This window comes from Christiangramia lutea, from assembly GCF_022489035.1.
Taxonomy (GTDB): Bacteria; Bacteroidota; Bacteroidia; order Flavobacteriales; family Flavobacteriaceae; genus Christiangramia; species Christiangramia lutea.
This window is the reverse complement of sequence record NZ_JAKVTV010000002.1, coordinates 131843-144853: the sequence shown is the minus strand read 5'-3', so window position 1 is coordinate 144853 and position 13011 is coordinate 131843. Positions and strand designations below refer to the sequence as shown.

Genomic DNA, 13011 nt, shown 5'->3' with positions numbered 1-13011 from the left:
TAAAAATCAGTCTCTTTCAGGAATAGTTTGCAGGTCTATTTTTCCAATAAAAACAGGCCAGTTAATCTCATCTAATCTTCCCTGGATTTCATTTTGCATATTTCTGTCCTCAGCATATTCGATAAGGATCACAGGGATATCATAATTTTCATTCATACTCTTAAGTTCGTAAAGTATGTTCTGAAATTCAGAGTTGGAGCGTAGCTCATATTTTTTTTTGGCAAAATCGTAGTTTGTAACTACACTTTCCTTCGCCAGGGCGTCGATATAAGCCGAAGTTTCTTCTACTATGGGAACAGCGGCATTTTGTAAAAGATAGATCTCGGGATATTTTTGCTTGATATCACTAAGGAAATTGATAAGCTCCTGTTTCTTTTCAGGTGTAGGTCCAAATTGCGTGTAATTATCGATATTATCAAGGAACATCCCATCCATTCCTTTATTTAGATTATGCTCAAAAATAGCTTTAAGAGCATCGATAGTTTCCCTGTTACCTATATCCAGTATATAACTATTCCAAATATCATTTTTTCCAAGGGTTTTATCTTTTAATTCAGGGTAATGAGCAGCAGATTCATTTACCTCTCCTAAGCTTATATAGCTGAGAACTTTTCCATTATGCTTCTTTAGTTTTAAGACATCATCTGAACTGAAATGTGCTCCTTCAAGGACTATTAGGTCATAGCCAGAAACTTTTTCAGGATAAAAATCACCATAAACAAACAACACTTTATTTTCAGCAGTGAGAGACTGAGATTTGAGCTGCAGACTACCCAGCCCTATAGTAGAAACCAACATAAAGATCTTAATAAGATGCATAATAATAATAGTCCAGATTTTTAAAGAAGTGGTAAGTTTCCCTGGTTGTTAATAACATAAAAACCAGTGAACCCGCGAGCATACCTACCACACTGTATTCATAGGAAACCCAACGACTCAAGAGCACGCCTATTACGAAGTTGACCAAAAAAGCAATTATGATAGCGAGCAATGGCCTGCGGTGTTTTCCTAATGTATATTGATAAAGCACGTTTAGCATTCCCAAAGTGAAAAATAAATACCCGATACCCCCAATCACGCACACTTTAATGCTGAGTGGAGATAATTGCTCTTCGAAGCCAGAACTATAACCCCAGGGTTTGGTAATAATAAGATAAAGCAGGAAAAATATTCCGAAGGCGCTTAGTGCAAATATCCTTAGATGCTTATAATACATATTGAGCATTTTCCTGTTGAATTCCTTATATTCTGAATATTTGACTTCCAATTGATGAAAATCCATGTGGCGTATATAAGAATGAATGGCGTATTCCATTACCCCACCTAAAAGAAAGAATATCACGATCGCAAGATCCATCCCAATCTCATAATCTTTTTCATAATAAATTATATATGGAATCTCTCTGTTCAAAGTGGAAGACCACGCCACGATCCTGTCTAAAAAGACGAACAGGAAAATAAAAAAGCCATAAAGGAAATAATTGAAATTCCTGTATAAAGAAAGCATCACCTTCGGTTTCTTCTTAACATGTGGATTTCTCTCGAGTTTATAATTAAAAAATACATAGATGTAAGTAATTACAATCAAACTGGAAAGCAGTATGCCAGATGAATGAATAAAATAAGGATGTAGATCTGTAGTCCAATGTAGTGTTAAAGCCAATACCGTACCTAGAAAGATGCTTAAAGAGATCATCCAGCGCTGCTTTAGAGCATAAAGCGGTGCCAGGACGAGTAGCAGGAAACCTACCAGGATAGCGTAACTAAAAGTGATCACAACAAATAAGGCCGGATATAGTGGTAAAATAAAATTCACCAGCATGGAAAGCAGAAAAAAGCCAAGAATCGTCAAAGTGCCTCGCTTAATGATCTTTATGGTGGAATACTTGGCCATATGAAAATCTTCATTATACCAGTAATATGAAACCTGTTTACCTATTACTTGCACGAAGCCCGCACTAATGATAAACCCCGAAATAACTCCTAGCACCACCGCAGTAGATTGAAGATTATTAAATTCAGAAAATGTCCATAATGAGAAGCCGAAGAGAATTATAGCAATTATCTGTACTGCCACCGGGAAAAGGTGAACCAGTCCCGAGGCATAATCAAAAATGAATCTTTTAGTATTCCTGGAGGTAATATAATCGCTTATAGCCAGACGTTTATAATTCCTTGCTTCAGCGATACGCTGATTATTATTCTTTAAATTGGCCAGGGCTTTAGCATCATAGGCCTTATATACAAAACGTGCCAGATCAAGAATGCTATCAAAACCATAATCAGGTTTTACATCTACCTCTCTTATACCGAAAGATTCAATATTTGCGGCAACAACATAAACGTTAACAGGTTTACCATTTCGTTCCTTTATAGAAACAATGAGTTTCGAAGTAGCCTTTATCTGTTCTTTGGTCATTTTTTAATATAGGGTTGCAGCTTCTTCTTTTTTATCCTGCTTTTTAGTTGGATATTTCAGATTATCATAAATATCCTCATACTCAGCGATGAATTTATTCATCGTGAAATTCTTTAAAATCCTTTCACGGCCTTTCACGGCCATTTCTTTCCTCAGAGTTTCATCCAGGAGAAGCTTAACTACCTTTTCACCTATTTCCTCAGCGTCCTTAGGCTTGCAGGTAAATCCGCAGCTTTCGTCCAGTGCCTCTTTCACTCCACCAACATCGGTTGAAACAACCGGAACTCCACAAGCCAAAGATTCTATCACTGTATACGGGAAACCTTCAGATATAGATGTTAAAATTGAAATATCTCCTTCCAGGAACAGTTCTTCCGGATTATTCCGGTTACCCATAAACTTGAAATTCTCCTGAAGCCCTAACTCATTTATTAGTTTCAAACAAGTTTCAGTATACTCTGGTACTGCCTTATCATCTCCATATACGATGTACCTGATATCTGGAATCGACCTTTTTACAACTGCACAGGATCTTATCATCGTAAGAATATCCTTGAGCTCAAAAATACGAGCCACTGCTACCACCGTTGGAATATTCTTTAAATGAGCTGGTTTTGGGCCGGGCTTAAAAATCTCAGGATCTATGCCGTTATAAATTGTTTTAAATTTTGAAGGATCGGCACCATACCATTTTTCCCATTTCTGATTGAACTTATTCACCGAAATGATCATTTCAGATTTATGGTACACGAGTCTGGCAACAGCTTCTGAAAATCTTATCAACAACTGCTTCAGGAAAAAAGGATATTCTGAACTATTTATTGCAAGCAAACGTTCCCGAATAAAAACGCCATGTTCTGTTAGGATAATTTTCGCCCCATACTTATAATTCGCGATTAGGGCCGGAATCACGGGGAAACCACTAAGGGTTAGGTGCGCTACATCAACCTTAGGAAGGTCTACTATTGCAAGAGGGATAAGAAACCTGTAAATCCAGCGAAGTCCCACGGTAAGGTCTATCAGGGAAGAATCAGGGTTACGCTCGCCTACAATAAATTTCGATACTGTATCCCTGTAAGCAATCCAAACCTGTTCATTCCTAATAGTTTCTTTATAGTCGTAATCATCGAAATAAAGCCATAGCTCATAAAATATCTCATCCAATTCTGAGATCTCCTGGTTGTCACTATAGATAAAACTAAGCAGCCTCCTGAAAAGGGGAACAAACTTTTGTTCAACTATTTTTGAGGTAGTCCATTCTTTTTTCGCTACTGTTTTATAATATTCTTCCCCATAACTGATATAGTCGTAGGGTTCATCTGGGGTCCAGAGCGGCACCTGTATCACCTCACTTATATTTTTACTAAGTTCGTATTTAGGTTTCTGCTCGAATGAAGCGTTAATGGAATACAACTTAAAATCTGCATTGCTCACCCTATTGCATAAAGTGTGAGCCCAGGTAGACACACCTCCTCCGTTAAAAGGATAGGTTCCTTCTAGTATTAATAAAACCGATGTTTGGGGCATGTAGGTTTTTTTCCAAAAATATATTTATTCTTTAATTTCAAATAATTATTACCAAAAAATTATCCTTTTAATCTTTTAGAAGGCATGGTTTTAACTTTTGTCGAGAAGGATAGAGATAATTTTTACCGATTATCATGCTGAAGAAACTATCTTTGGCAAAAATTAATAGCTTTATGCCAAAGCCGTTTCAAGGTTTACTTCTTATTTGCATTCTATTATTTTCTATATCCGGGACCAGAGCACAGAAAAGATCCGGAAATGAAGACTATAGACAGAAAATGAGAGATTTGGTTAAAGATATTGCCAAGAAATCCAGATCTAAAAATTCTGATTTCATTATTATTCCTCAGAACGGAATCGAACTGATTCAAAAAAGTGGTAAAAACAAAACCGGTACGGCCACCCCATACCTTAACGCAATTAGCGCCGTAGCCCAGGAAGATCTTTTTTATGGTTATTTAGAAGATGACCTTCCTACTCCGCATCAGGAGAATTCTTATTTAATTAATTATCTAAACCTGATAAAGCAAATCAAAAAACCCGTTTTTAGTATAGATTATGCATTTTCAGACCAGAACGTTACCCACTCGTATTTTTTGAATAGCAACAAAGATTTCATCCCATTTGTGGCAAAACGTGAATTGAATGAAATTCCACAAAGTAAGATTTTCAGGGAGAACACAAGGGACATCCAAAAACTAGAGGAAGTGCGAAATTTTCTGTACCTGTTGAATTTTTCGAATTTTAGATCAAAGGAAGAACTCATAGATAAATTAGCTGAGACCAATTACGACCTTTTGATCATCGATGCTTTTTTTGGGAGATTTGATGCTTTTTCTGCTGAAGAGATTGCTTCACTAAAGAAAAAAGGAAATGGTGGTTCCCGCCTGGTTATAGCCTATATGTCTATAGGTGAAGCCGAAGAGTACCGGTTCTACTGGCAGAAAAACTGGGAAACCTACGCGCCAGCCTGGCTTACCAAAGAGAATCCAAACTGGGCAGGTAATTATAAAGTAAAATACTGGCATACAGATTGGAAAAACATCATATACAGATCTGAAAATTCATATTTGCGAAAAATTCAAAATGCAGGATTTGACGGTGTATACCTTGATATTATCGATGCCTTTGAGTATTTCGAAAATGAATAGTAACCAGGTCTTAAACTACAATTGAGGCTGTAATATTTCTCAATAATTCGAAAATTCAAATTTCTTAAAGCTGTCTTCCTCACAATTCTTAAATAAGTATCTTTGAGAAAACCTCTGGTCAAATGAACGATTACCTCATCATCTCCATTATTTTTTTTATTGCTTTAGGTATTGGAATTTATATAGGGAAACTAATTTCCGGATTAAAATCCAAAACGGAGACCGGGCGACTGGAAGAAAAAAACCATCAACTATACCTTCACATAGAAGAACTTAAATTTCAGATGGATAGAAACTTAGAGGATTTTAAAACTGACATGCATCAACTTAAAGAAGAGGCAAAAGTTGAAATTGAAAAGATCGAATATGACCGCGAAAGAATACGGCAGGAAAAAGAAGACCTTAGTTTACAATTAGCCCATAAAAATTCTCAATTTAATAATTTAAAGGAGAGAAATGAAGAGCAGAAAGCCGAGGTTGAAAAATTACAGGAAAAGTTCAGCAAGGAATTTGAAAATCTAGCTAACAGGATCCTTGAAAAGAAATCGGAGAAATTTACCAATCTCAATAAACAGAATATCGAGAATATCCTGGATCCGTTAAAAGAGAAGATCAGATCTTTTGAGGACAAGGTTAATCATAACAACGAGAATTTTATTCGTCGTCATTCAGAACTCGGTGAGCAACTTCGAAACCTGCATGAACAGAATATTAGGATTAGTGAAGAAGCCAACAACCTTACCAAAGCCCTGAAAGGTGAAAGCAAAACCCAGGGTAACTGGGGTGAATTAATTCTAGAAAAGGTCCTGGAAAAATCGGGTCTGGAGAAAGACAGGGAATATTTTCTCCAGGAATCTCATGTAGATGAAGACGGAAACAGGCAATATCCAGACGTGGTGATACATCTCCCAAATGAAAGGCGTATGGTAATAGATTCCAAAGTTTCCCTGATTGCTTATGAAAAATATATGAGTGAAGAGGATAAGGAAGATAGGGAACGTTACCTTAAAGACCATATTCGCTCACTGAACAATCATGTGGTGCAATTGAGCAATAAGAAGTATGAAGACCTTCACGAAATGAAATCACCAGATTTCGTGCTGATGTTCATTCCTGTTGAACCAGCACTGTACCTTGCGCAGAACATAGACAACAGCTTTTTTTATACAGCATTTCAGAAAAACATTCTTCTGGTAAGCCCTACTACCCTATTATCTACCTTAAGAACCATCGATACTATTTGGAGCAATGAAAAACAACAGCAAAATGCTATTGCCATAGCTAAACACGCTGCCAGTCTATATCATAAATTCAAGATTTTGCTTGATGATCTAAAAACTGTTGGAGATAGAATAGACTCTACGAAAAATGCCTACAGTGGTGCCATGAAGAAATTAACCGGACAACAGAATCTAATAAAGGATATAGATAAACTTGAAGAACTAGGAATTGCACCAAAGCAAAAGATCAACCAGAATTGGCTGGAAAGGGCCTATGACAATGATCATGAAGAAGAAATTAGTGAACAAACTGACAATCAAACCCTAAACGCTAAATGAAATCAAGCTATTTAATCTACAGCATATTATTTTTCATTTCTTTTTCTTTATCAGCTCAGGAAATATATTTTCCAGCTGCGGGAGAATGGAAGGAAAAACAAGCTTCAGAATACAACCTGGAACTTACCAGAGCAGTTGATTTTGCTAAAAGCAATGAATACTCCGGCTCGAAAGATTTAAAGCAAGCTATCCTGAAAGGTTTTCAACAGGAACCTTTTCATGAGATCCTTGGTCCCACCAAAAGAAGAGATGGACCTGCCGGAATGATTTTGAAAGACGGTTACCTGGTCGCTAAATGGGGTGATACTAAAAGAGTAGACATGACTTTCAGCGTTACCAAAAGTTTTCTTTCTACTACTGCCCTGCTCGCCAGAGATAAAAATTTAATTACCAGCTTTGATGAACCTGTTGTGAACTATGTTTGGGACGATACTTTTGAAGGGAATCATAATTCAAAGATCACCTGGCAACATTTACTTCAGCAAAATTCAGATTGGAGTGGCCAGCTTTGGGGTGGATTTGATTGGGCCGACAGGCCTCCACAGGACAAAACCATTGATGAATGGCGATCCAGAGACTTAAATGAACCCGGTACTCATTTCAAATACAACGATGTAAGGGTGAATGTTCTGGCTTACTCACTTTTGAATGTCTTCCGGCAACCCCTCCCAAAGATTCTGAAGAATGAAATTATGGAACCTATTGGCGCTTCTCAAAGCTGGAGATGGTTTGGGTATGAAAATTCCTGGACTACCATAGATGGCTTAAAAATGCAATCTGTTAGCGGTGGTGGACATTCAGGCGGAGGTATGTTCATTAATACCGAAGATATGGCCAGGTTCGGACTTCTAATTATGAATAACGGAAAATGGGAGAATAGAGAATTAATTTCCGGAGATCTAATAAGCGAGGCTATCCAACCTTCTAAGCCAAATTCAAATTATGGTTATATGTGGTGGCTGAATGCAAAAGGTGACCGGCATATGGAAAAAATCGATGAGAGCATTTTTTATGCAGCAGGATTTGGAGGAAATTTCATCGTTATTGACCAAAAGAATAATATGGTAATTGTTACCAGGTGGCTTGAACCATCTAAATTTGAAGATTTCATGAACCTTATTTATAAATCTATTTAAAATGAAAAAAACTTTATTCTATATACTAGGCGGAATTGTTGTTTTATGGCTCTTATACTTTGCTTTTGTTTCCTTTGTCCCATATAGCCAGGGTACCCGAAGCGGTGAATTGATAAAATTCAGTCATAAAGGAGTGATCGTTAAAACCTGGGAAGGTGAAATAAGCCAGGGAATAAGTGGAGCCCAGATCTTTCAGTTTTCGGTTTTAGACAAAGATGACGAAGTAGTTAAGAACTTACAGGAATATGAGGGTGATTACGTGAAACTAACCTATATTGAAAGATATACAACCTTCTTTTTCTGGGGAGATACCAAGTATTTTATCAAGGAAGTGGAATTATCCCAAAGCCCGCATTTCAGAAAATAATTATGCAAAAAGAATTTAAGACCGTAAAAGACAGCCAGGTAGTAATTTCAGAATTAATGCTTCCCTCCCATTCCAATTTCAACGGTAAGATTCACGGAGGCTACATCCTCTCTTTATTAGACCAGATCGCATTTGCCTGTGCTTCCAAACATTCCGGAGCCTACTGCGTGACCGCCAGTGTAGACACCGTAGATTTCCTGAGACCTATTGAAATTGGTGAGTTGGTCACCATGAAGGCTTCCGTAAATTATGTAGGGAGAAGTTCTATGGTGATCGGGATTAGGGTTGAAGCTGAAAATATTCAAACCGGAGATAAAAAGCATTGCAATTCATCTTATTTCACTATGGTGGCAAAGAATAACAAAGGAGATTCTGTAGCTGTTCCAGGGCTTATCCTAAAGACCGATAACCAGGTGCGAAGATTTGCAAAAAGCATTAAAAGAAAGAACATGAAGAAGAAAAGGATCAAGGAATTCCATGAAACCGATTTCTCTTCAGAAAAATACCTGCATATCCTTGAAGATCACAAAGCAAAAATAGAACTGGATTCTTGAGATCTCATGGTTTCATAGCTGCCATTTTCCTGGCAATTGCGATCGCCTGGTTCCTTCCGCAGGGAATTGACATCCTGCCTTTAAAAACGATTACCGATATTGGTGTTGGCCTGATATTCTTTTTTTACGGATTAAAACTTTCCCCAGCCGAATTTAAGGCCGGGGTAATCAACTACAGGGTTCACATCATAATCCAGGTAACGACCTTTATTATATTTCCATTGCTTTGCCTGCTCTGTTTGCCATTTTTTGAAGACGGCTTAACCTCAGATTTATGGATCGCACTATTTTTCCTAGGAACCTTACCTTCAACAGTGTCATCTTCAGTGGTTATGGTGGCTTTAGCAAAAGGAAATTTACCCACCGCTATCTTTAACGCCAGTCTTTCAGGCCTTTTAGGCATTGTCGCTACTCCGTTATGGATTGGTTTCGTACTGGAAAAAACTGCCGATTTTGATTTTCTGATAGTGCTTCAAAAGTTGTTCTTACAGATCATCCTTCCCCTTCTTATAGGGTTATTTTTCCAAAGGTATTTTGGCGACCTGGCCAGAAAATATGGGCGACAATTAGGGCTTTTAGACAAGACCACTATTATCCTGATCATATATTCCAGCTTTAGCAAATCTTTTACTTCAGACCTAATCGAATCTATAGAGCTTGGCGATCTGCTGAAAATGTCCCTGATTGTTGTGGTCCTTTTTTTCTTGGTCTTTTTTGGATTGGCTTATTTTTCTAAAATTGCTGGCCTGAATACGGAAGACAAGATCGCCGCCCAATTCTGCGGAACAAAAAAATCTCTTGTTCATGGCTCTGTGATGGTAAGGGTTTTATTCGGAAATGCGGCAAATTCCGGATTGCTTTTGCTCCCTATTATGCTTTATCACTCAACCCAGCTAATTCTGGTAGCCTGGTTTGCTGAGAAATATAAAAAGCGAAATGGTATCGAATAGATCAGTTCTATTAAGGATTCAGATAAACCGCAATTTCAGCAAGGTTAATGGTAAGTAGAAGCCATCCTATAATCAGAAATAGACCACCTAAAGGTGTTACCGGGCCCAATATCTTAATCTTTTTTCCTCTTGCTGAACTCCAGGTAAGCCCGTAGATACTAAATGAAAAAAGGAGAATCCCAATTATAAAGCACCAGCCCATAAAAATTTGCAGAGAACTAAGGAATGGAAAAGTGATCCCGCAAATGATCAATATTACGGCGTGATACATCTGATATTTTACACCTGTTTCGAAACTATTCAAATGATCTTCAGTAAAAGTCTTTTTCAATGCATGAGCACCGAATGCTCCGAATATTAAAGATAGAGTTCCGAAAATCCCACCACATATCAATATCAATTCCTTCATAATTAAAGCATAAAAAAAAGGTCATTCCCGTTCATGAAATGACCTTTTTGATTTTAGTATGATTCTATTTGCTTAGGTACATCTTCCTTCTGGAGTAAAGATCATAAAATTCATCATCTTTTAGGCTATCAATGAAAAGGATGCTTTCACCTGTACTCTTCATTTCAGGTCCAAGTTGTTTATTCACCTTCTGGAACTTGTTAAAAGAGAAGACAGGTTGTTTGATCGCGTAACCTTCCAGCTGAGGATCGAACTTAAAATCCTTAATTTTTTTATCTCCCAACATCACCTTAGTAGCATAGTTAACATATGGTTCTTTATATGCCTTGGCGATAAATGGAACTGTTCTGGAAGCTCTAGGGTTTGCCTCTATGATATAAACTTTGTCATCTTTGATCGCAAACTGAATATTAATAAGCCCTACAGTATTCAATGCCAGAGCGATTTTCTTGGTATGATCTTTAATTTGCTGCATTACCAGGTCTCCCAGGTTAAATGGAGGAAGAAGGGCATTAGAGTCTCCTGAATGAATTCCACAAGGCTCAATGTGCTCCATAATTCCAATTATATATACATCTTCACCATCACAGATAGCGTCGGCTTCCGCTTCGATAGCTCCATCAAGATAATGGTCTAAAAGAAGTTTATTGTTTGGTATCTTTCTTAGAAGATCCACAACATGCTCCTCTAGCTCGTCTTTATTGATCACGATCTTCATTCCCTGACCACCAAGAACATATGAAGGTCTTACCAGAATAGGAAAATCAAGCTCATCTGCCAGTTGAAGTGCTTCTTCTGCATTTTCGGCGGTACCAAAATCAGGGTAAGGAATATCATTCTCCTGAAGCAATTTAGAGAAGCTTCCTCTGTCTTCAGCCAGATCAAGTGCTTCAAAGCTTGTTCCCATGATCTTGATTCCGTATCGGTCAAGTTTCTCTGCCAGTTTTAGAGCGGTTTGACCTCCAAGCTGAACGATAACCCCTTCCGGGTTTTCATGCCTGATAATATCATAAATATGCTCCCAGAATACGGGCTCGAAATATAGTTTATCGGCCGTGTCGAAATCTGTTGAAACAGTTTCCGGGTTACAGTTGATCATTACAGTTTCATATCCACATTCCGCCGCGGCAAGAACACCGTGAACACAGCTGTAATCAAATTCTATCCCCTGACCAATCCTGTTTGGTCCAGATCCAAGAACTACTATTTTTTTCTTATCAGAAACCTTACTTTCATTAGCTATGGTTATCTCTCCTTCTTTAGTCCTGATCTCCTCTTCAAAAGTTGAGTAGTAGTAGGGAGTTTCAGCCTTAAATTCAGCCGCACAGGTATCTACAAGTTTGTAAACCCTGTTCACACCAAGCTCCACTCTTTTCTTATAAACCTCGCTTTCCCAGCAATCGAGCATATGTGCTATCTGCCTGTCGGCAAAACCTTTTTGTTTAGCCTCAAGAAGCAGGTCTTTTGGAAGGGAATGTATATCGTAAGTAGAAATTTCATTTTCAAGCGCATGAAGTTCTTCGTACTGCTTAAGGAACCACATATCGATTTTAGTGATCTCATGAATTCTACTTAATGGAATTCCCATTTGAATAGCATCATAAATCACGAATACCCTGTCCCAACTAGGATTGGTAAGTTTATCGATGATCTGGTCATAATCTTTATATCCTTTCCCATCGGCACCAAGTCCATTTCTCTTTATCTCGAGAGACTGGGTAGCTTTATGTAAAGCTTCCTGGAAGGATCTTCCAATTCCCATCACTTCCCCAACAGACTTCATCTGAAGACCTAAAGTGCGATCTGCACCCTCGAATTTATCAAAATTCCATCTTGGGATTTTTACGATCACATAATCCAGCGAAGGTTCGAATAAGGCTGAAGTAGATTTAGTGATCTGGTTATCCAACTCATCAAGATTGTAACCTAAAGCCAGTTTGGTTGCTATTTTAGCAATTGGGTAACCGGTAGCTTTTGATGCTAGAGCAGAGGATCTGGATACACGAGGATTGATCTCGATCGCGTAAATATCTTCTTTCTCATCTGGACTTACCGCAAACTGAACGTTACAACCTCCCGCAAAATCACCAATATTGCGCATCATTTTAATGGCCATATCCCTCATTCTCTGGAATGCCTTGTCACTAAGTGTCATGGCCGGAGCAACCGTAATAGAATCACCCGTATGGATTCCCATTGGGTCCATATTTTCCACCGTACAGATAATCACTACGTTATCGTTTCTGTCACGAAGTAATTCAACCTCATATTCCTTCCAGCCAAGAAGAGCTTTATCGATAAGAACCTCATGAATTGGGGAAGTTTCCAAACCGTAGGTAAGCATTTCATCAAAATCCTCGGCGCGGTGAACAAATCCTGCTCCACCACCACCAAGCGTAAAGGAAGCCCTGATAACTAAAGGATATCCGAATTCCTGGGCAACTTCTTTCCCCTGAAGATAAGAGGTCACGGTTTTCGCAGGCGCTACAGGAATATCAATTCTTCCCATCAATTGCTTGAACTGTTCTCTGTCTTCACAAATATTAATGGCATCGATATCCACACCAATAAGCCTGACATTAAAATCACTCCAGATACCTTTTTCGTCTGCCTCGATTGCAAGGTTCAAAGCAGTTTGACCTCCCATAGTTGGAAGAACAGCATCGATCTCTGGGTGCTCTTTCAGGATCTCGACTATAGATTTAGTAGTAAGTGGTTTTAAATAAACATGATCGGCCATGGCCGGGTCGGTCATGATTGTTGCAGGATTGGAATTAATAAGAATGGTCTTTATTCCTTCTTCTTTCAGGGATCTTAATGACTGAGTTCCGGAATAATCGAATTCACAGGCCTGTCCTATAATAATTGGTCCAGAACCTATAATTAAAACGCACTTGATGTCTTTGTTTTTTGGCATGATAAAATGTTGTGTTTGCGTA

The 13011-nt window shown here is 38.2% G+C and carries 11 protein-coding genes; 6 read left to right on the top strand and 5 right to left on the bottom strand.

Annotated elements, in window-relative coordinates; all coding sequences use genetic code 11:
- Positions 1-6 precede the first annotated feature (6 nt).
- Genes ML462_RS06940 through pelF form a run of 3 tightly spaced genes read right to left on the bottom strand, consistent with a single transcriptional unit; the run spans position 7 to position 3946 of the window.
- A complete protein-coding gene (locus tag ML462_RS06940) occupies positions 7-819 on the bottom strand; it encodes an endo alpha-1,4 polygalactosaminidase (protein WP_240713084.1) in 813 nt (270 codons plus the stop codon).
- On the bottom strand, positions 806-2419 hold the full coding sequence (locus ML462_RS06935) for an exopolysaccharide Pel transporter PelG (RefSeq protein ID WP_240713083.1): 1614 nt from the start codon (positions 2417-2419) through the stop codon (positions 806-808). The genes ML462_RS06940 and ML462_RS06935 overlap by 14 nt, the downstream gene beginning before the upstream one ends.
- A gap of 3 nt (positions 2420-2422) precedes the next feature.
- On the bottom strand, positions 2423-3946 hold the full coding sequence (gene pelF, locus ML462_RS06930) for a GT4 family glycosyltransferase PelF (protein ID WP_240713082.1): 1524 nt from the start codon (positions 3944-3946) through the stop codon (positions 2423-2425).
- Between the two features lie 173 nt (positions 3947-4119).
- On the opposite strand from pelF, the gene ML462_RS06925 reads away from it, so the two are divergent.
- The 6 genes from ML462_RS06925 to ML462_RS06900 all read left to right on the top strand — a co-directional run bounded on the left by ML462_RS06925 (position 4120) and on the right by ML462_RS06900 (position 9663).
- Entirely contained in the window at positions 4120-5097 is a 978-nt protein-coding gene (locus tag ML462_RS06925) for an endo alpha-1,4 polygalactosaminidase (protein ID WP_240713081.1), read from the top strand.
- A 122-nt stretch (positions 5098-5219) separates the two neighbouring features.
- Positions 5220-6656 (top strand): DNA recombination protein RmuC, encoded by a 1437-nt coding sequence (locus ML462_RS06920; protein ID WP_240713080.1) that lies wholly within the window; start codon positions 5220-5222, stop codon positions 6654-6656.
- Entirely contained in the window at positions 6653-7792 is a 1140-nt protein-coding gene (locus ML462_RS06915; protein ID WP_240713079.1) for a serine hydrolase domain-containing protein, read from the top strand. Before ML462_RS06920 ends, ML462_RS06915 begins: the two co-directional genes overlap by 4 nt.
- A 1-nt stretch (position 7793) precedes the next feature.
- On the top strand, positions 7794-8159 hold the full coding sequence (locus ML462_RS06910; protein ID WP_240713078.1) for a 6-phosphogluconate dehydrogenase: 366 nt from the start codon (positions 7794-7796) through the stop codon (positions 8157-8159).
- Between the two features lie 2 nt (positions 8160-8161).
- Positions 8162-8713, top strand: a complete 552-nt coding sequence (locus ML462_RS06905) for an acyl-CoA thioesterase (protein ID WP_240713077.1) — start codon at positions 8162-8164, stop codon at positions 8711-8713.
- Positions 8710-9663: a bile acid:sodium symporter gene (locus tag ML462_RS06900; RefSeq protein WP_240713076.1), complete on the top strand. Its 954-nt coding sequence runs from the start codon at positions 8710-8712 to the stop codon at positions 9661-9663. Before ML462_RS06905 ends, ML462_RS06900 begins: the two co-directional genes overlap by 4 nt.
- A gap of 10 nt (positions 9664-9673) precedes the next feature.
- Here ML462_RS06900 and ML462_RS06895 read toward each other — a convergent pair whose 3' ends face one another.
- Both ML462_RS06895 and carB read right to left on the bottom strand, forming a co-directional pair.
- The gene (locus ML462_RS06895) at positions 9674-10072 is read right to left on the bottom strand and encodes a DUF423 domain-containing protein (RefSeq protein ID WP_240713075.1); all 399 of its coding nucleotides are present in this window, start codon (positions 10070-10072) and stop codon (positions 9674-9676) included.
- A gap of 64 nt (positions 10073-10136) precedes the next feature.
- The gene (carB, locus tag ML462_RS06890; RefSeq protein ID WP_240713074.1) at positions 10137-12989 is read right to left on the bottom strand and encodes a carbamoyl-phosphate synthase large subunit; all 2853 of its coding nucleotides are present in this window, start codon (positions 12987-12989) and stop codon (positions 10137-10139) included.
- Positions 12990-13011: the final 22 nt, after the last annotated feature.